The 20,338-nt window shown below is 57.6% G+C and carries 14 protein-coding genes; 8 read left to right on the top strand and 6 right to left on the bottom strand.

Translation table 11 applies throughout. From position 1 onward, the window contains the following. Window positions 1-438: 438 nt before the first annotated feature. Entirely contained in the window at window positions 439-1,590 is a 1,152-nt protein-coding gene (gene macA / locus QYQ93_RS17235) for a macrolide transporter subunit MacA (protein WP_217882291.1), read from the top strand. Window positions 1,591-1,593: 3 nt separating this feature from the next. Then, the gene (locus tag QYQ93_RS17230; protein WP_043051793.1) at window positions 1,594-3,552 is read left to right on the top strand and encodes a MacB family efflux pump subunit; all 1,959 of its coding nucleotides are present in this window, start codon (window positions 1,594-1,596) and stop codon (window positions 3,550-3,552) included. A 507-nt stretch (window positions 3,553-4,059) separates the two neighbouring features. Here QYQ93_RS17230 and QYQ93_RS17225 read toward each other — a convergent pair. Both QYQ93_RS17225 and QYQ93_RS17220 read right to left on the bottom strand, forming a co-directional pair. Continuing rightward, window positions 4,060-4,731 carry a helix-turn-helix transcriptional regulator gene (locus tag QYQ93_RS17225; RefSeq protein ID WP_338475130.1) on the bottom strand — a complete coding sequence of 224 codons (672 nt, stop codon included), beginning with the start codon at window positions 4,729-4,731 and terminating at the stop codon, window positions 4,060-4,062. Between the two features lie 228 nt (window positions 4,732-4,959). Further along, entirely contained in the window at window positions 4,960-6,204 is a 1,245-nt protein-coding gene (locus QYQ93_RS17220; protein ID WP_043051795.1) for a methionine gamma-lyase, read from the bottom strand. A 123-nt stretch (window positions 6,205-6,327) separates the two neighbouring features. Here QYQ93_RS17220 and QYQ93_RS17215 point away from each other — a divergent pair, with 123 nt between their 5' ends. Beyond that, the gene (locus QYQ93_RS17215) at window positions 6,328-6,798 is read left to right on the top strand and encodes an Lrp/AsnC family transcriptional regulator (RefSeq protein ID WP_043051796.1); all 471 of its coding nucleotides are present in this window, start codon (window positions 6,328-6,330) and stop codon (window positions 6,796-6,798) included. Between the two features lie 516 nt (window positions 6,799-7,314). Here QYQ93_RS17215 and QYQ93_RS17210 read toward each other — a convergent pair. The 4 genes from QYQ93_RS17210 to QYQ93_RS17195 form a co-directional block, all read right to left on the bottom strand. After that, window positions 7,315-8,867 (bottom strand): IS3 family transposase gene (locus tag QYQ93_RS17210; protein WP_124421718.1). Its coding sequence is split into 2 segments (ribosomal slippage): window positions 7,315-8,405 and window positions 8,405-8,867, totalling 1,554 coding nucleotides; the frame shifts between segments, so codons are not numbered across the junction. A gap of 803 nt (window positions 8,868-9,670) precedes the next feature. Continuing rightward, window positions 9,671-12,238, bottom strand: a complete 2,568-nt coding sequence (locus QYQ93_RS17205) for a M10 family metallopeptidase C-terminal domain-containing protein (protein WP_338475129.1) — start codon at window positions 12,236-12,238, stop codon at window positions 9,671-9,673. 57 nt (window positions 12,239-12,295) lie between these two features. Next, window positions 12,296-14,197, bottom strand: coding sequence for a M10 family metallopeptidase C-terminal domain-containing protein (locus tag QYQ93_RS17200; RefSeq protein ID WP_080889138.1), 1,902 nt, complete (start codon window positions 14,195-14,197; stop codon window positions 12,296-12,298). Window positions 14,198-14,531: 334 nt separating this feature from the next. Next, window positions 14,532-15,938 carry a PLP-dependent aminotransferase family protein gene (locus QYQ93_RS17195; protein ID WP_338475128.1) on the bottom strand — a complete coding sequence of 469 codons (1,407 nt, stop codon included), beginning with the start codon at window positions 15,936-15,938 and terminating at the stop codon, window positions 14,532-14,534. A gap of 158 nt (window positions 15,939-16,096) precedes the next feature. On the opposite strand from QYQ93_RS17195, the gene QYQ93_RS17190 reads away from it, so the two are divergent. The 5 genes from QYQ93_RS17190 (at window position 16,097) to QYQ93_RS17170 (ending at window position 20,293) form a co-directional block, all read left to right on the top strand. Beyond that, complete coding sequence (locus QYQ93_RS17190; protein WP_217882282.1) at window positions 16,097-16,279, top strand: rubredoxin; 183 nt, start codon at window positions 16,097-16,099, stop codon at window positions 16,277-16,279. 27 nt (window positions 16,280-16,306) lie between these two features. Next, window positions 16,307-17,176, top strand: a complete 870-nt coding sequence (locus QYQ93_RS17185; RefSeq protein ID WP_338475127.1) for a sugar phosphate isomerase/epimerase family protein — start codon at window positions 16,307-16,309, stop codon at window positions 17,174-17,176. Window positions 17,177-17,244: 68 nt separating this feature from the next. Continuing rightward, window positions 17,245-17,877 (top strand): LysE family translocator, encoded by a 633-nt coding sequence (locus QYQ93_RS17180; RefSeq protein WP_338475126.1) that lies wholly within the window; start codon window positions 17,245-17,247, stop codon window positions 17,875-17,877. Between the two features lie 78 nt (window positions 17,878-17,955). Then, window positions 17,956-19,014 carry a diguanylate cyclase gene (locus tag QYQ93_RS17175; RefSeq protein ID WP_338475125.1) on the top strand — a complete coding sequence of 353 codons (1,059 nt, stop codon included), beginning with the start codon at window positions 17,956-17,958 and terminating at the stop codon, window positions 19,012-19,014. A 49-nt stretch (window positions 19,015-19,063) separates the two neighbouring features. After that, a complete protein-coding gene (locus QYQ93_RS17170) occupies window positions 19,064-20,293 on the top strand; it encodes a M20/M25/M40 family metallo-hydrolase (protein ID WP_338475124.1) in 1,230 nt (409 codons plus the stop codon). Window positions 20,294-20,338: the final 45 nt, after the last annotated feature.

The raw sequence follows: 20,338 nt of genomic DNA, 5'->3' as shown, positions 1-20,338 counted from the left end.
CCCCCGGTAACCACGATGCGAAGCGAGCCGCTCTTGATCTTGCTCTGCTTTTGATCTCAGGCGCCCCGTTAAACCACGCTGGCCGGAATTCGACAGGGATTTGGGGGGTAAACCGGCAGGGATGCCGGTTTAGCCGCCCCGCGCCATGGATGGCGCGTGGCGGCGGCCCCCCAAATCCCTGGCGGATTACGGGCACACCGAGCCTAAGCGAGGTGCCGAGTGGTGGGGCAAGAGCGCTTTGGTTACTTTCGCGCTTTTCGAAAGTGACCCGCCGTAAGGGCGGAACCAATAGCGGCCGTCACCCAAACAATGGATATGTACTCAGTCCGATCCAACATCCTGGTCGGCTCCAAGGCCGCCATCGGGAGCAAGCCCCCTCCCACATTGGAAGCCGCGTTTACCCAAGTAACGGATCTGTACTCAATCAAGAAGCCAACTATGCAAACGTCTAAATTCCGCAAAATCGGCCTTCTGGCAGTGTTGGCCGTCGCCATCGGCCTGATCATCTACACCGTAAAGGCCCCCGCCGACGCTCCCCAATACCTCACCGCCAGCGCCGAACGCGGCGATATCGAAAACGCGGTATTGGCCACCGGCCTGCTCGAAGGCATCAAGCAAGTCGACGTCGGCGCCCAGGTCTCGGGCCAATTAAAGTCCCTCAAGGTCAAAGTCGGCGACAAGGTGAAAAAGGGCCAGTGGCTCGCCGAAATCGACCCGCTGATCCTACAAAACACCCTGCGCAAAGCCCAGGTCGATGAAGAGAACCTCCAGGCCCAGCGCCGTGCCACGGCGGCGCAGCTCAGGCAGGCCAAGTCGGTGTACGAACGCTACAAAGGCCTGCAGGTGGATGAGTCGGTGTCGCGCCAGGACTTCGAAGATGCCGAATCAAGTTTCCAGGTGCAGCAGGCCAACCTGTTGTCCCTGGATGCACAGATCAAAAGCGCGCACATCCAGATCGACACCGCCAAGGTCAACCTGGCCTATACCCGCATCAATGCGCCCATCGACGGCGATGTGGTGGGTATCGTCACCCAGGAAGGCCAGACCGTGATCGCCAACCAGCTGGCGCCGGTGCTGCTCAAGCTGGCCGACCTGGACACCATGACCGTCAAGGCCCAGGTCTCGGAAGCGGATGTGATTCACATCAGCCCTGGCCAGCAGGTGTACTTCACCATCCTCGGCGAGGCGGATAAGCGCTATTACGCCAAACTGCGTGGCACTGAGCCGGCACCGCAGAACTTCCTCGAAACCCAGACCGCCGGCACGCCCAAGCAGAACACCGCGGTGTTCTATAATGCGTTGTTCGACGTGCCCAACCCCGACCACCGCCTGCGTATCGCCATGACCGCCCAGGTGCGCATCGTGCTCGACACCGCCCAAGCTGCGCTGATGGTTCCGGTGGCGGCACTGGGGGCGCGTAATGCCGATGGCAGTTACTCGGTGCGGGTGCTGGATGCCAAGGGCAAGGCCATAGCGCGCAACGTCAAGACCGGCATCAATAACAACGTCAAGGTGCAGATCCTCGACGGCCTGGTCGAGGGCGACAAGGTGGTGATCGGTGATGCCACACCGGCCGTGGCGGGGAGCTGAGCCATGACCCAACCCCTGCTGGAACTCAAGGGCATCACCCGCAGCTTCATGGCCGGCGAGCGCGAATTCATCGCGCTCAAGGGCATCGACCTGAGCATTCATGCCGGGGAAATGCTCGCGATCATCGGCGCCTCCGGGTCGGGTAAATCGACCCTGATGAACATCCTCGGCGGCCTGGACTACGCCACCGCCGGCAGCTACAAGATCAACGGCACCGAAACCCGCTCCCTGGGCGATGAGCAACTGGCGGAGCTGCGGCGTGACTACTTTGGCTTTATCTTCCAGCGCTACCATTTGCTCGCCCACCTGAGCGCGTTGCACAACGTGGAAATGCCGGCGATCTACGCGGGTACGCCGGAGAGCCAACGGCACAGCCGCGCCCGTGAGTTGCTGGCTCGTCTGGGGCTGTCAGGCCACGTCAGCCACCGGCCAAGCCAGTTGTCCGGTGGGCAACAGCAGCGGGTGAGTATTGCGCGGGCCTTGATGAACGGCGGCGAGGTGATCCTGGCCGACGAGCCCACCGGCGCCCTTGATACCCACAGCGGCAAAGAGGTGATGCGCATCCTCGCCGAGCTGCATGCGGCCGGGCACACGGTGATCATTGTCACCCACGACCCCAAGGTCGCAGCGAATGCCCAGCGTATCGTCGAGGTGTGTGACGGCCAGATCATCAGCGACAAGACCAACGACAGCGTCGGCCTGGAGCTGCCCAGCGAGGCGCCGATGGAGCCCAGGCGCAGCGGCGCTCGGCGCCTGGTGGCAAGCCTGGGGTTGTTCAAGGAAGCCTTCAACATGGCCTGGGTCGCGCTGATTTCCCATCGCATGCGCACCTTGCTGACCATGCTCGGCATCGTCATCGGTATCACCTCGGTGGTGTCGATCTCGGCCATCGGTGAAGGGGCCAAGCGCTATGTGCTCAAGGACATCCAGGCCATCGGCAGCAACACCATCGACATCTTTTCAGGTACCAGTTTTGGTGACAGTCGCGCATCGGCCATCGAGACCCTCATGCCCTCGGATGTGGATGCATTGAACCAGCTGTATTACGTGGACAGCGCCACGCCGGTGGTGGGCCGCAACCTGCTGCTGCGCTTCGGCAATATCGACCTCGATGCCCAGGTCAACGGGGTCAGCGATCGCTACTTCAAGGTCAAGGGCCTCAAGCTCGAAGCGGGCATCGCCTTCAGTGAAAGCGATGCGCGACGCCAGGCCCAAGTGGTGGTGATCGATCACAATACGCGCCACCGTTTGTTCGGGCCGAACATCGACCCGCTGGGCCAGGTGATCCTGGTGGGCAACCTGCCGTGCACGGTGATCGGTGTAACGGCGGACAATAAAAACATGTTCGCCGCCAGCAAGGCGCTGAACGTCTGGGTGCCTTACGAAACGGCGGCGGGGCGCTTGCTGGGCCAGCGCCACCTGGACAGCATCACCGTACGCATCAAGGACGGCCAGCCAAGCAAGGTGGTGGAAGACAACGTCAACAAGCTCATGCTGCAACGCCACGGCACCAAGGACTTCTTCACCAACAACCTCGACAGCATCATGCAGACGGTGCAGAAAACCAGCCGTTCCCTGGCGTTGCTGTTGTCGTTGATCGCGGTGATTTCGTTGCTGGTGGGCGGCATTGGCGTGATGAATATCATGCTGGTGTCGGTCACCGAGCGCACCCGCGAAATTGGTATTCGCATGGCGGTGGGTGCGCGTCAGTCGGATATTCGCCAGCAGTTCCTGGTGGAGGCGGTGATGGTGTGCCTGATCGGCGGGATCATCGGGATCTCGTTGTCCTACGCCATCGGCTATCTGTTTTCGCTGTTTGTGAAGGAGTGGGAAATGGTGTTTTCGCTGGGCTCGATCATTACCGCGTTTGCCTGCTCGACGTTGATTGGCATTGTGTTCGGGTTTGTGCCGGCACGGAATGCGGCGCGCCTGGACCCGATCGAGGCGCTGGCCCGGGACTGATTTCTACCTGCTAATGAGGACTGAATGTGGGAGGGGGCAAGCCCTAATGCCAGTCAGTTAAGGCTTTTTTGTAGGAGCGAGCTTGCTCGCGAAAAACTTACAGGCGCCGCGTTCATTCAGCAAATACGCGTTATCGTTGACGTTTTTCGCGAGCAAGCTCGCTCCTACAGAAGGCGATGACCGCTTAACTGACGGGCATTAGGGCTTGCCCCCGATGGCGGCCTTGGGGCCGACCAGGATGTTGGATCAGACCGAGTACATATCCATTGCTGCGGTAACGGCTTCTATGGGTTCCGCCTTGACGGCCGCTAAACCGGCATCCCTGCCGGTTTACCCCCCAAATCCCTGTCGAATTACGGCCAGCGTGGTTTAACGGGGCGCCTGAGATCAAAAGCAGATCAAGATCAAGAGCGGCTCGCTGCGCATCGTGGTTACGGTCGGCTGCTTCGTGTAGGTACTCATGCTCATCGGGAGCAAGTCCCCTCTCACATTTCGAGCGATGTCGGATTAGAAGCCTGTGCTGTCTTCGGTGGCGTACATCCACCGCAACAACGAATGCCGCCCGCTGATGCCCAGCTTGATTGCGGCGCGCTTGAGGTAGCTTTCGATGGTGTTGACCTTCAACGCCATTTGCTCGGCCAGTTCCGGCGCGGTGCGGCCGGCCAGCAGGCCCACGCATACTTCCAGTTCACGCTTGGACAGGCTCAGCCCCGATTGCACCAGGCGTTCCTGGATGCGTCGGCGCAGGGTGTCGATGCCCTGGTTTTGCGGTACCGGCGACTCATTGTCCTGGCGGCACGGCTGGATCGCGGTGATGTGCTTTTCCACCATGGGCAGCAGCAGCGTGGAGAAATCCTGCAGCATGCTGCGCTCCTGGGCGGAAAAACTCTCGGATTGGTGCGAGCGGTACACCGACAGCACATAGCGCACATCGTCCTTGCGCCGTGTGAGGTGCAGTTGTGCCGCAGGTTGCTCAGGCCCCAGGGCAGCCACCGAGTCGGTGTACACCGGGCTGATCTTGCGGCGGCTGTGGCCTTCGCTGCTGACCCGCAGTTGGGTGATATGGGTGGCATCCACCGCCAATTGAGTGAGGATAAGGTCATGCAGCATGCGTGGGAAATGGCGGCTGCCGGTGCTGGCGATGACCTTGCCTATATGAGGGAACAGGTGTGAGTTCATCAATTCGTCCATGAGTATCGAGCGCGGGCATCCAGCCATATAGCGACGGGGTTTAACGAGGTGACCAATATGAATAACCCGCAGTGATAATGCTTCCCGCCGAAACCCATGCTAGTACAGGCTGGCGAAGGGAGGGGGATCCAATCGAAAAAAAACAGATTTAAGCCTACAACGACGATCGATAAGTCCGATCATCGCTTGTAGGAAAGAATAACGCCTGATGAGGCGTTATCTCAGGACGTGGGCTGCCGTTGCGGCACGGCGCACGCTGGGGCGGCTGCACTTGGCCAGGGCCTGGTGCACGTCCGCCAGCAGGTCCGCGACATCCTCAAGCCCCACCGACAAACGCACCAAGCCTTCGCTGATACCGTGCTGCGCCCGTTCCTCGGGGGTGTAGGTGGAATGAGTCATGCTCGCCGGATGTTGGGCCAGTGACTCGGCGTCCCCCAGGCTCACCGCGCGGGTGAACAGGCGCAATGCGTTCATGAAGCGCCGGCCCATCTCGATGCCGCCCTTGAGTTCAAAGGCAATCATGCCGCCGGGCAGCTTCATCTGTCGTTTCGCCAGCTCGTACTGCGGGAAAGACCGCAGGCCGGGGTAGGTTACCCATTGCACGGTCGGGTGCGCCTGCAAGGCTTCCGCCACTGCCTGGGCGCTGCTGCAATGGCGGTCCATGCGCAGGGCCAGGGTCTTGAGGCCGCGCATCAGCAACGACGCGTCCTGGGGCGACATCACGGCACCGGTCAGGTCCTTGAGCCCTTGCAGACGAATGCGCTGCGCCAGGGCATGACTGCTCACGGCAATGCCTGCGGTGATGTCGCCATGGCCGCTGAGGTATTTGGTGGCCGAGTGCACCACCACATCCGCGCCCAACTCCAGCGGACGTTGCAGGTAAGGGGTGCAGTAGGTGTTATCCACCACCAGGGTGATATTCGGCTGGCGGTGGGCAAGCTCGGCCACGGCGGCGATGTCGATCAGGCGCAGGTTGGGGTTGGCTGGGGTCTCACAATAGATCATGCGGGTCGCCGGGGACAGCGCCGCTTGCAGGGCGGCCAGGTCAGTCAGGTCGACGTGCCGCACCTGGATGCCGAACTCACCGATGCCGTGGTGCAACAGCGCGAAGGTACAGCCGTAGAGGGTCTGGCTGACGATGATCTCATCGCCCGGGCGCAGCAGGGTCCAGAACGTCGCGGCAATCGCGCCCATGCCGGAGCTGAACGCCACCGCGGCCTCGCCGTTTTCCAGGCTGGCCATGCGCGATTCCAGCACGGCCAAGGTCGGGTTGGAAATGCGCGTGTAGAAGTGGCCGCTGGCTTCACCGGCAAAGCAGGCGGCGCCATATTCGGCGGTGGGAAAGGCGAAGGTGGCCGACAGGTAGATCGGCGGCACCAGGGCGCCGTGGTGGTCCTTGGGGTCATAGCCGTGATGAATCGCACGGGTAGAAAAGCCGGATGCGGGGTGTTTATTGTTCATGTCGGGCGCTCCTTATTTCCTACAATGCTATGCTCATAACCGCAGACGAACCTTGCAAAAAATGCAGGGAAAAACCGCGTTTGTGGATCAAACACCGATAAAAACAAGGATTAGAGGCACGTCATGCCCATCAAGCTGGATCGCACTGATAAAGCGCTGTTAAACGCATTGCAAGGCAACGCTCGCCTGACCGTGGCCGAACTGGCCGAGCGGGTAGCCTTGACCACTTCGCCGTGCTGGCGGCGGGTGCGCGCGCTGGAAGACAGCGGGGTGATCAGTGGCTACCAGGCGATCCTCTCACCCAAGGCGCTGGGCTACGGGGTGACGGCCTTTGTCAGCATCATGATGGACAGCCACACCCAGGACATCGCCCGGGCGTTCGAGCAGCGGCTGTTGGAAATTCCGGAAATCGTAGCCTGCCATAACGTGTCGGGGCGCTATGACTTTTTGCTGGAAGTGGTGGCTAAGGACCTGGAGTCTTTTGGCGAGTTTACCCGCGAAGTGTTGCAGACCTTGCCCTGCGTCAAGGAGATCTACTCGAGCTTTTCCTATAAGTCGGTGCGGCCGTTGCGGGTGATTCCGCTGCCGGTCTGATCCAACATCCTTGTCGGCTGTCAGGCCGCCATTGGGGCATGGGTATCTACACAACTTTGTTACGCCGCTGCTCCTCTGGCAAGGGAGCTTGCTGCCTGGCAGCTTATAGCTATCTAACTGATGCACCGCGATCCAAATGTGGGAGGGGCGGTGCGACGATTCGACTTGCCACCGATGGCGGCCTGACAGCCGACCAGAATGTTGGAGTTTGATCGAGTACATATCCGTTATTTGGGTAACGGCTGCTATTGGTTCCGCCCTTACGGCCAGCCCTTTCAAGGTCTTTGGAAAAAGCCCCAAAACATGATCGTTTTTTGACCAAAAGAGATGCTGGCTGAGCCAAATTCAACTCGTTTATTTCTTAATTTCAGCCTGGAATTGGCGTAGGACGCGATTTAGGCAAAGACCTTGAAAGGGCTGGCCCTTACGGCGGGTCACTTTGGAAAAGAGCCCCAAAGTAACCAAAGGGCTCTTACCCACGGCGTTTTTCAAGGTAGTTGTCGCGTCAACCGTCTGCTATGCCGCTTTTTGTTCGGTCTGCTGTTCCCTATCCGGATTCAGCAGCACCGTTCCTACTGGTTCCCAGTTACGTGTTTGTCCTGACCACCGTTCAGGTCTTTTCCGGCGCTCCCGCTCATACAGCTCATGACGCAGCGCCAGTATCTGATGATCTTTCCCTCCATGGCGCTCTGATGGGGTGACGAAGCGGATCCGGCTGTGCCTGTGTTCGCTGTTGTACCACCGCATAAAATCCCTCACCCAAGTCCGTGCAGCGTCTAAGCTGGCGAAGCCTTCCAAGGGCCATTGCGGGCAGTATTTCAATGTTCTAAACAGTGATTCCGAATACGGGTTGTCATTGCTTACACGTGGACGACCGCGAGAAGGCGTGATACCCAGCTCATACATTTTGCTTAACAGCGTCACCGATTTCATTGGCGCTCCGTTATCAGAGTGCAATACCAAGGGCTCACGCAGGCACTTCTCATTGATCACGCTACGTTGCAACAGCGCAGCAGCTTTTTCACCACTTTCTTCATCATAAACTTCCCAACCTACCGCCTTGCGGCTGTAAATATCTTCGATCAAATACAGGTAAAAATACTTACCGCGTATGGGCGAAGGAAGATACGTGATGTCCCACGACCACACCTGATTAGGCCTCTGAGCTGCGTGCGTTGTCGGCATTACTACGCGCCGAGGTCGTCGACTACGACCTCTGTGGTGTTGTTGGCCGGCTGCTCGCAAGATGCGATAAAACGTAGCTTCCGACGCCAGATACCGTGCTTCGTCTGCCAGGCGCGGAACGATCTGGCTGGGAGGTAAATGGGCGTATAGCGGGCTGTTGCACAGGGTTACGATGGCTTGTCTTTCAATTTCACTCAGCGCATTACGCGGCTTGGGCCGCAAGGTGGTGGTGCGCGCATCGGCCTGTAACTCTGGCGCCTGAGTCCAGCGCTGCAAGGTTCGCAGCGACAGTCCAACCTCTTGGCAAGCGCGTAATTTTCGGGCGCCTGCGACGATGGCTTCAATCAACCAACCCACCAACAACTGCCGTTCCGGCAAAGAAGTCAGTTGTCCTCGCCGTCGGTCCCCCAGTAATCGTTGAGCTTTTTTCGCAGCACTAACAACGCTGCGGTTTCGGCCAATGCAGCGTCTTTACGGCGCAGATCGCGCTCCAGCTCCAGGATGCGTTTTTTGTCTTTACGCGTCTGCTCATGGTCAGCCATTTTTTGGATCTGCACCGCCTCTTGACCGCTAATACAGGCTTGACGCCAAGCATTGATCTGCTCGGGGTAAAGGCCGTTTCGACGGCAGTACTCACCTAATTCAAGTTGCGTCAGGCTGGCTGTTTCAATGACAGCGGTCAACCGGGCCTCAGCAGACCATTTATCAGAAAGCGATATATCTTCTGGCACTTTGCTTCCTTGGACACTGGCCATCTTGCGCCAGGTATACAGCGATACATCGCTGACCCCTTCACGGCGACAAACTTCGGCTACCGTCAGGTTCAGCGGGGGAAGCAACATCTTAAGCAATGTGGCTTTACGTTCGGGTGAATAGTACGTCACAACCTGTCTCTTTCCGCCCTCGGTATGCTTTTTTGGGGGTAAATCAGGAGAGGCGACAACTATCCTGACACCGGGGGACCCACCACTCGGCACCTCGCTTAGGCTCGGTGTGCCCGTAATCCGCCATGGATTTGGGGGGCCGCCGCCACGCGCCATCCATGGCGCGGGGCGGCTAAACCGACATCCCTGCCGGTTTACCCCCCAAATCCCTGTCGAATTCCGGCCAGCGTGGTTTAACGGGGCGCCTGAGATCAAAAGCAGAGCAAGATCAAGAGCGGCTCGCTTCGCATCGTGGTTACTGACGGTGCTACGTCAGAGTTGTGTAGATACCCATGCCTATAGCCGCAGCCGAATCTCTGCACACAGACCGCAGCTTCGACTCACCCAGCAGTGGGGCGCCTGTCTGGAACGATTATGAAGTTCAACCGCAAGAGCGTCACCGTGGTCACTGATAATGGACAGCGTTGGAATATCTCGCCGCACCTGCTCTCGCCGATCAAAGATGTACAGACAGGGACGGTGGTGGATATTAAGCACAAGAAAAGTGGGAGGAGTGTTCAAGTGATGCCGTGCGGTCCGGCTGTGCGAGGGGGGCGTGCCCCAATGTCAGTCAGTAGGAGAAGTGGCGCCACAGGTTATCGATTACCCGCGCCATCTCTTAGCTGAAGGAAATTAGGGCTCGCCCCTGATGGCGGCCATACCGCGTAGCAATGCACTTCGGCACCTGCAGCCCCCGCTGGATCAAGGATGTGATACCCATTCAAGTGCAACGAGTCGCGTGATGTGTAGACGCGGTGTCCTTATCATGTCCACTCGCCCGTGCGGGCGAAGTGATTCAGTCCCTGTCTCATATAGAGGTGTCCCAGGTAACTGTAAGGTGGCTGTTCCCTGGTCCACTGCCCGTTCTTATCGGCACGGAATGTAGCCGTCTCTCCCGCGCCAATTGTATAACTGACTTGGTTTGTATTGATTTTGATGTTTTTGTCAGCCGTTGATTTGACCACCACTTGCTGCCCTTCGCGTAGTCCTTTGGTAGGTAGGGTAATGGAAGACCGCCAGTTTTTTTCGTCTGCTTCAATATAGGTTCGTTTATAAACGGGCGTAGGCAGTACACCATTGACCAGTGCCTGTGCGCGGTAAAACTGTTGAGTAGGGCGCCTCATCTCCCATGTCTCGGTTTTGGCACTGTAGATAAAGTCAATGGAGTCACCTTTGGTCAACTGCCATACGGTTGGATCGTTGATGTCAGATGTCTTGATGTCGATGGGAAATCTCAAGTCTGAATGCACTGTCAAAACATCACCGTCTATGGCCTCGCTGGGCAATATGGCTTCAGGCCTCCATTGGCTGGGTACGTTTTGCCACGCTCCGTTCTCGAATACTTGCCCTCCCTCCGAACTCAGTGAAATTAGGGGGTGGGAAGAGCCAAGCAGAATTTTTGAACCAACCCATTGCGTCTCGTCGCCAGCGGGTTCAAGGCGCCAGGTATCGGTATATTCGGAATACCTGAGTGCACGTTTTTCACCCGGTTTGATCTCAAGATACTGTGTACCCTCCAAGCTGTCGTATATGACTTTGGTGGCATCCGATGCCGTCATATTGATAACGACCAGGTCGTTATCCTTGGGGTGCTCTGGCATATCAATGTATCGGTTCCAGTTACCATTTCTCACTGAGAGTATTGTGATCGGCGAGTCCGTGTCTGGCACGCGCGAACTACCACTTGCAGTGGGGCCAAATTCGATATTCGGCAGTAATCGATAGGCGACGTTATCAGGCTTTACAACCGAGTCATCTGTCGGAGCTTGCGAGAGGGGCGACATCATGTTCTGGCGTATCTGCCTCGGTTGAAACGCTTTTGATAAGCCGGCAGGCGCTGGATGAATCAACGGCGGTTCTTGGCTTGATATCGCAGCTACAGGAGGTTGTAGCTGCGAGGAAACCAGCACATCCCCGGGGTGTATCTGGCCCACGGTTTTGATCAAAAGATCGGCTTGGCCGTTGCCTGTCAAATCTATTGCAAGGCTGCCGCGACCGCTTTTGGCGTCGTAATTCAGGACGATCTCTCCCGCCTTGCTGGTAAAGCCTTCAACAAAAGCCGGATTGCTGGCTCCACTGCTTTTTAGCACGCCAGAAAGATCGATTTTGTCAGTCCCACTGCTGAAGTCTGTGATCAGGTCGGGGTTGTCGGGGGCGGAGTCGCTGGCATGGTCGTAAATAAAAGTGTCCGCGCCATTGCCACCTTCCAAGGTGTCCGCGCCGGCGCCGCCCTTGAGTCGATTGTCGACGTGATTGCCAATCAATAAATCGTCGCCTGTTCCCCCAATGGCGTTTTCCAGCGTTACCCCCCTGGCAATAGAGACATTGCCTTTCATGCCGCCCACGTCGGAAAACGAGCGTTCATATAGGTTGATTTTTTGGTTTTGAGAAAACCCCGAAAAGTCCAGGGTGTCATTACCACCCCCGTCCCACACGCAGAAAAGCGGCTTGTCTTTCGCAGAGTTAAGGCTGAGAAGGTCGCGATCGGTATTTGAATTGAAACCGTAAACAGTATCAGTGTTTCTGGTTTCTAAGTTGGCGCCATAGATTTTTTGGACAGCGGCTATGTCATGCATCATGGCGGCTGCGGGCCGGACCTCCTCACGCGCTTTTAAATACGTCGACTCGGTGATTGAAGAGGTACGTGATTCATAGCCAATATGGGAGTTTTTACCCGCATGGGAGCTCATTATCGTGTAGTCAAGGTTGTCTTTGGTGTGAAATGCGGTGTCGCCAGGGAGCGTTTTTGCGGTTGCGTCGATGTGGCTTCTGGTGGGGATTTGAAGTGGAGTACCCAAGCCGATGGCATTGCCAATTGCGCGAGTTAACAAGCCACGTTTAAAGTGTTCGTGGCCATAATCGGGAGCCTCAGTTGTATTGTCTAATACAGCCCCAACGGCATTCCACCCCTCATCGTTCCACGTATTCGCGTTGAAATCATTATTGGCAAAAACAATTCGTTTGTCGTAACGAGTGTACTTTTCCGTGACGGGTTGGACTTCAACCAAAGCTGTAGGCTCTGGACGCTCAGTAAAGCGGATATTCGCCAAGTCTTCCCATGATTGCAGTGCGCGCCGGGTGTGGTCTTTTTGATTTTCGTTAAAGGCGCTCGGGCTATGATATGTGTGATTTTCGCTTTTTGCCGGGGAAAAGAAATCATAGAGTATGTTGATGGTGCCGTCTCGGTTTAAGTCACTTAATCCCCGCTGTATCAGTAGATTCGCGGCCTGCTCGGTAGACAGCGATTGTTTCCCGTTGACCAATGGAGCTATGGGTCGTGTATTGGAATCTGGAAGGGCAATAGTTTGAGGAGCGTGGGTGGGCAGATTCATCGATAAGGTCATTGAAGAATAATCCAAGGTGTGAGTGGAGTCAGGTAAGTGTTGGAGCTATTTGCTTATGATGTCGTCAGCTTTTATTTGACCCCTGGATACAATATGCAAATCTGCTTTGCCATTACCTGTCATATCAACCGCGAGACTGCTTTCTTTGTTTTTTGCATTGTAGCGAATAACCGTTTCGCCTATTCGGCCGGTAAACTTTTCCACAAATATCAGTGTGTCAGTGCCTGCGGCCTGGAGCGCTTTGGATACGTCAATTTTGTCTATGCCCGTTGTAAAGTCGAGTATTTGATCGGGACGCTTAACGCTGGAGTCGCTGGCTTTTTCATAAATAAAGATGTCTTTTCCTGCACCGCCAAATAATACGTCCGCCCCTGCTCCGCCTGTAATGTTATTGTCCCCATGGTCACCTCGAAGTACATCATTACCTTGAGTGCCTGTCATGAACTTGACCGTGGGTGGCAGCACCAACGGTGGTGGTGGGGGTGGAGGTACATAACCATCGGTTCGGGCTCCGTCCGGGGTGAAGCGTGGTGGTGATGTATCAACAGTTTTATGCAGAGACGGAGTGCTTAATACATCGGAGGGGTAGATTCTGCCGTTGGTTGTGACCATGAAATTTTCTCGACCCTTGCCGCTGAGATCCACCTTCAAGCGACCTAGATTACGGTCCTCGTCGAAGTCCAGCAAAGCTTCCCCGGCTCTCCCTGAAAATTGGCTGACGAAATGCAAGTCTTTCAAACCGTTTTTTTTCAGCATAGCGGACAGGTCGAAACTGTCGGTGCCGCTGACAAAGTCAGTAATCAAATCGGGTTTTTCCGGGGTCGAGTCGGAAATGTCCTTATAGATGAAGGTGTCCTTTCCTTTGCCGCCTGTCAGTTGGTCTGCGCCAACACCGCCCGTCAGGCGATTATCTGCATCATTGCCCAGAATCTGGTCATTACCATGGCCCCCAACGGCGTTTTCGAGGGTGACGCCCCTGGCGATTGAAATATTACCTTTCAGGCCTGCCACATTGGAGAATGTCTGCTCGTTCAAGTTGATCTGTTGATCAGCTGCGAATTTGGAACAGTCCAGTGTATCGTTGCCACCCCCGTCCCATATACAAAGTACCGGACGGTCCCTGGAGGACTTGAAGGTCAGAGCCTCGCGCCCGGTGTTTGAATTGAAGCCGTAGGTGGTGTCTGTATTTCGAGTATTATAGTTTGCACCGTAAATTCTTTGGCTGGCGCTGATGTCATCCATCATGGGCGTGCGTACAACGGACCCTTTAAAGTCGTAACCGTTATTTTTTTCGGAGAAATAACTCATGATGCTATGAGCTATAGTATCCTCGTTGTAAGCGGCGTCTTTCTCATAGTCGCTCCCTCTTCCGTTGTAATTTCCGGGGTGAGGTAAGCCCAGATGGTGACCTAGTTCATGTATGGCTACGCCAGCAAACTCGGTGTTAGGAAGTGTGGATTCTCCTGCGTAGCGAAATGTTATGCCAACATGACTTGTCCCTATACCAGCGTATCCACCTGGGTCGTGAGAGTTTACACGTTTGAGTAGGCTGAGCGTTGCTTCTGCGTCCCGGGTATCCTTACCCGATTTGCCGTCATCCACCCATTCTCCTTTTGGTGGTTTCTCCTTGTAGGCAACGTTGGCGATATCAGACCAACTTTGCATCGCAAGTCGAAGGCCATTTTTTTGTGATTCAGTAAAATTAGTGTTTATGTCGTGTTGATCAGTATAGTTGTGTTGACCGAACTTGTAATAAATTGTGGTGTGTCCGTCGCGGTTTTGGTCACCCCATACAGCGCCGTTACGCGAAATGATTCTTCCGGCCTGAAAAGTATCCAGCGACATTTTTACACTTTTACCAGCGTCGGTTTCCTCTTCAGGCTCATATTGTGAAACACGAGCCGCTGAAAGGCGTAGCGGAGTGGGAGAGGGCGGGATTCCGTTCATAATGACTCCGTAATGATGTTTGTTTTTTTCGAAATGAATTTACTCTGGTGCCCAGCTGTTGCTAAGGTTTATCGCAAAGAATAGTGGCGGAACAAAGCAATAAGTTCCAGAGGGTGGATGTTGCGAAATGCTGTTGAAGGGGGAATACTGTTTTATTGTTACAGTTGTATAGACTTTATAGGGGGGGTGGTGTTGGACGATATAATGATTCTGCGGCTGTGCTGAGTTTTATGGTGCGGGGGGTGGGGTTTTAAACCGCCTTGCAGAAACCGTTGTTATTGTTTTTCCGATGCCTCAATGCCATTGAGGCTCCCAGAGATCGAATCAAAACAAGTCAGCGCGGCGCCCCCCTCAACAGCGCCTCAAACACCCGCTGCACCCGCGGCTCATCACTGTGGGCCACATTGAAGCGCATTGAGTCGCGATGGGCCGGGTCGTAGCCAAACAGCGCGCCGGGCGCGAGCACCATGCTGCGCTTCAATGCCTCCTGGGCCAGCAGTTCACCGTTGACCCCCGGCGGCAGGCGCGCCCAGATGAACATCCCGCCTTCATAGGCCATTGGCAGTTCGCAGCCGCAACGCTTGAGCCATTGTTCGACGCGCCCGCCGGCCTCCATCAGGCGTTGCACCATGCGCTTGCGATGCTTGGCGTAGCTGCCTTCGCTGAGCATGCGGTAGACGATCTGCTCGAACAGTTCCGAGGTCACGCCGCCGCTCATCAATTTCATGTTGGTGAGGTTGGCGGCCAGTTGCGGCGCGGCCACCACGTAGCTGACTCGGGTGTTGGCGCTGAGGATCTTCGAGAACCCTGACAGGTAGGTAACCTGGTCCAGTCCGGCGACGGCGGCCAGGCGCGGTGGCGGGTTGGGGTGCAGGTCACCGTAGAGGTCATCCTCGACGATATGGCAGTGGTACTGCTGGGTCAGTTGCAGCAGGCGAAACGCCTGGCTTGGGCTGAAGGAGTGGCCGGTGGGGTTATGTAACACGCTGGTGGTCAGGTACAGGCTGGGGCGGTGTTCGGCGAGCAAGGTTTCGAGGGCGGTGAAGTCGAAGCCGTCGGGGCGGCGCTCGATAGTGACGACCTTGACGCCGTGCAGCGCCAGGTTGGCGTGGAAGTTGAAGTAGCACGGCGCATCGAGCAGCACGGTGTCGCCGGGCCGGGCGAGCAGGCGCATAAGCATGTCCAGGCCCTGCACGGTATTGGGCGTCGTGATGATTTGCTCCACCGGTACCGACAAGCCCTCGCCATGCAGCTTCTGTTGCAACGCCTGGCGCAACGGCAGCAACCCCGCTGGCGTGCCCAACCCGGCGATGCGCAACGACGGCGCGCGCACCACGCTGCGCATGGCCTGGCGAATGGCCTCGCCATTGAGCCATTCCTCCGGCAGGTGCCCGCCACCGGGACGCAGCTCGCCACTGGCGGTGACCAAGGGGCGGCGCAGTACGCTGAGCAGGTCCTGGGGCAACAGGTCGACCCAGGTCACCGAGGCCGGGCGGGCGTTGTCCATGGCCACGAAATACCCACGGCCCTGGCTGGAGGTGAGCAGGTGGCGCCCGCGCAGGCGGTCCAGCGCTTCGTTGAGGGTGAACTTGCTGACGCCCAGGACCTGGGTCAATTCACGCACCGACGGCAACTTGCTGCCCGGTGCCCATTCGCCGTTTTCGATGGACTGGCTGAACGCCTCGACGATCTGTTGCACCTTGGGCGTGCCGTCCACAAAGGCGATAGCCGATACAAACATGAACCTTCCTTGTCTTTGCTGGTGCTTTTACCGGTGAAGTTAGGCCGGATTAGGCACTACTTTACCTGCCTTGTGCAATGCCAGTCCCCTAGACTGCGCGGCATCTCGCCAGGAGTTGGCGAAGTTTCCTACAAGCGGGCAATGGATTCTGCATTCTCATGAAGACTTATATGTGTGCTCCCTGCGGTTTTATGTACGTAGAAGAATTGGGTATCCCGGAAGACGGAATACCGGCAGGCACCCCTTGGGAAGAGGTACCTGAAGACTGGACATGCCCGGATTGCGGCGTGACCAAGGCCGACTTCATGGCCATCGAGCTCCCCGAATCTCTAGAAGCCTGACGCTCCATCCACGAAAGGAATCGCCCCATGGAAAGCAAACTAATCAACGCCACCGTGCCGTTCTGCACCGGTGTAGCCCACCAGAAATACCTGGGCGCCGAGAAGGGCCTGGAAACCGCCATCGAAGGCAACTGCACCCACTGGTACATCGACGGCAGCCTGTTTGGTGAGATGGTCGATGACTGGACCGAGGCACGCATCCAGAGCCTGCAGGCGCAAATTGCGGCCACCGGCATCAAACCGATCTTCCATGGCAACTTCAAGGCGCCGTTGGGCAGTGACGTCGAAGCGTTCCGTGCCGCGGCCGTGGAATATGTGAAGAAAGAAATCGATATCGCCAGCCGCCTGGGCGCGCCGCTGATCATTCATGGCGGTTGCATCGTCGAACCGAAAATGGTGCTGATGGCCAAAAAGGTCGCCCTGGAACATTACCTGAAGTCGGTGCAGGAGCTGGCGATTTACGCCGAGGCCAAGGGCACGGATATCTACCTGGAAAACCTGTCCAACTACGTCAACTACCGGCCGTTCCACTACATCTTCACCCATGAAGCGGAATACGCCTTTGTGTTCGAGCGCCTGCAAGCCCACAGCAATCTGTACTTTTTCCTCGATGCCGGCCATGCCAACATCGAGAACGGTCTACCGGCGGAAGTGGTGCGCAAGTATCACCACCTGATCAAGGGCATTTCCTTCAGCAACAACAACGGCGTGCAGGATCAGCACTTCGGCATCCATGACGGCAACTGTGACTATGCCGACGTCATGCAGGCCATCGTCGAGACCAACTGGAAAGGCCTGGTGGCCTTCGAAACCCGCAACCAGACCGCCAAGGCAGCCCTGGCCGATCTGGCGGTGATGTACCGCGAATCCCTGACGACCGAAATCGCTGTCGCCTGACGGGCCCTGCGGCGGGCGTTCGCGGCGCTCGCCCTGTTGCTGTTTCTATCCACTCAAGGTCCCTGGCCATGACAAGTGCGTTAACCCTGTCTTCGTTTCTCTACTTCCTGCTGTTTTGCGCCACCATGACTTTCAGTCCCGGCCCCATGACCCTGCTGTTGCTGAGCCTGGGCTTGAAGGACGGCCTGCGCAGTTCGATCCCGGCGCAGATCGGCGCCAGCGTGTCGTACCTGATTTCCATCCTGATCTTTGCCGTCGGCTTCTCGGAGTTGATCAAGGGCAACCTCGCCATTACCCAGACCATCCAGTTTGTCGGCGTGGCCTACATCCTGTACCTGGCCTACAAGCAGTGGACCAGCAGTGGTGTGGCAATCAACAACGCCGGCACCGTGGAGGGCTCGCGCAGTCTGTTTGGCAAGGGGCTGTTGACCGGGTTTTCCAACCCCAAGACCATCATCATGTTCAGTGCGGTGTTCCCGCAGTTTGCAGGTTCCGGGGAGCACAGTTCAGCGGCGGATATCGCCATCCTCGGCCTGACCTTCCTGCTGCTGCAATTTGCCAGCGGCTGCCTGTATTGCTATTTCGGCCAGCGTATCAAGCACGTGTTGGAAAACCCCAAGCGGCGGGTGTTGTTGCAGCGCGCCACCGCGGTGTTGTTGTTGGGCGTGGCGTTGATGCTGGCACGTGGTTTTTCACACTGACGTCAGCTTCTAGGCGGTAGTGGCGATTTGCCGTTACCCTGATAGACTCCAGGCACTCACCCAGGATCGCACCCCACCATGCCAGCCGTCGGAGGAAATGGACTTCCGCTCGCTTCGCGCTTGTACAAATCACGCCTGCTGGGGCTTACGCTCGGCTTTATCTGCGTCGCGTTTGGCATGTATCCGCTGAGCCCCCCCATGTGGGTGTGGGCCTGGATGCTGATCAACGCGTTTGTGTGGCCGCATGTGGCTTTTCAAATTTCGTTGCGTGCGGCCCACCCGTTGCGCAGTGAGCGCCGCAGCCTGCTGTTCGATTCCTTCTGCGGTGGCTTCTGGGTCGGCGCGATGCACTTCAACCCGCTGCCCAGCGTCACCACCTTGTCGATGATGAGCATGAACAACGTCGCTATCGGCGGCCCGCGCTTCATGTTCGTTGGCTGGGTGGCACAGGCGCTGGGGCTGGGCACGGCGCTGCTGATATTCGCCCCGGCGTTCATCACCGTGACCACCCAAGCCCAGGTGTATGCCTGCCTGCCGATCCTGATGCTGTATCCGATGGCCCTGGGTTGGATCTGCTATCGCCAGGCGGTAACCCTGGCCCGTCACAAGCGCGAACTGCTGGCCCTGAGCCGTACCGACAGCCTCTCCGGCCTGCTCAACCACGGGGCCTGGAAAGACCACCTGGACATCGAATTCCAACGCTGCCGCCGAGGCCCGGCGGGTGCAGCCATCGCCCTGATCGACATCGACCATTTCAAGACCATCAACGATACCTACGGCCATGTGACCGGCGATATCGTGCTGCGCCAGTTGAGCAAGGTGCTGCGCCAGAACCTGCGCACCACCGACCTGGCCGGACGTTACGGCGGCGATGAGTTCTGCGTGATTCTGCCAGACATGCCGCTCAACCGTGCCACTGAGGTCATGGAGGCGCTGCGCGATCGCTTCAACGCCTTGGCCTACACTCAGGACCCGGCGCTGCGCGTCAGCTTGAGCATCGGCCTGGCGCTGTATCAGCCGGCCCATGCCGACGCCATCAGTTGGCTCAACGATGCCGACCAGGCGCTGTACGAAGCCAAGAGCAGCGGGCGCAACCGCGTCAGCGCGGGGCAGGGGAGTTGGTTGCGCTCGGTCTAGTGGGGTAGGGTATTGGCGCGCCTTCCAACAAAAAAACAAGGATCGGTCCATGCTCTTCACTTTCCCGCGTACCCTCCTGGCCGCCACCCTGGCCTTTTCCTTCGCCCTGCCGGCCTACAGTGCCGAACCCCACAAGCAGGTCCAGGCTGATGCCGAACAGTACAAGGCCGAGGCCCTGAAACTGCTCGAACGCCTGGTGAACATCGATTCAGGTTCAGGCTACGAGCCGGGCCTGACCCAAGTGCGCGACATCGCCGTGGACGAGTTGAAACAGTTGGGTTTCAGCATTGAACTGGTGCCGGACAAAGCCGCCAACAACAGCCATGTGGTCGCCACGCTCAAGGGCACCGGCAAGGCCAAAATCCTGCTGATGGCCCACATGGACACCGTGTTCAAGGAAGGTTCGGCCGCCGAGCGCCCGTTCCACATCAAGGACGGCCGCGCCTATGGTCCCGGCGTTATGGATGACAAGGGCGGCATCGTCGCCGGCATCTACGCACTGAAGGTCCTGAAGAACCAGGGCTTCAAGGACTATGCGCAAATCACCTTCCTGCTCGACGCCAGCGAAGAAACCGGCTCCGAAGCCGCCTCCGAACTGATCCGCAACACTGCCAAGGGCCACGACGTGACCCTCAACCTCGAACCCGGCCGCCCAGCCGACGGCCTGGTGGTGTGGCGCAAAGGCAGCGCCACCGCCGTGGTCGAAGTCAAAGGCAAGGCCGCCCACGCCGGCGTCGCCCCGGAACTGGGACGCAACGCCGCCATGGAAGCCGCGCACCAGATCCTGCAGCTGGGCAAGCTGGGCGATGAAGACAAGAAAACCACCATCAACTTCACCGTGCTCAAGGCCGGCGACCGCACCAACGTCATCCCCGACCAGGCCACCGCCAAGGCCGACGTACGCGCCGCCTTGCCGGAAGAATTTGACCGGATCGAAAAGGACCTGGCCCGGGTTTCAGCCAACAAACTGATCCCCGAAACCGACGTGAAGACCAGCCTGCAACGCGGCTTACCGCCGATGCCGCAGACGGCCGAGTCGGATAAGTTGGTGACGATAGCCCAGGGCATTTATGCCGAGTTGGGACGCAAGTTGACCATCGAAGGCAGTGGCGGGGCGGCGGACGCGAGTTTGTCGGCCGGGGTAGGTACGCCGACGTTGGATGGGTTTGGGATAGTGGGCGGGAATATTCACACACCGCAGGAATATGCCGAGGTGGAGAGTGTGGTGCCGCGGGTGTATTTGTTGAGCCGGATGATTATGGAACTGGCCAAGCGCTGATCAGATCCGGGATTACAGAACGAAGTAGGTTTGAATGTGGGAGGG

Origin of the sequence: Pseudomonas khavaziana (assembly GCF_036704165.1) — a bacterium.
In the GTDB taxonomy this organism is placed as follows: domain Bacteria; phylum Pseudomonadota; class Gammaproteobacteria; order Pseudomonadales; family Pseudomonadaceae; genus Aquipseudomonas; species Aquipseudomonas khavaziana.
Note: the sequence above shows the minus strand (reverse complement) of the source record. Positions and strands in the feature narration are given on the sequence as shown.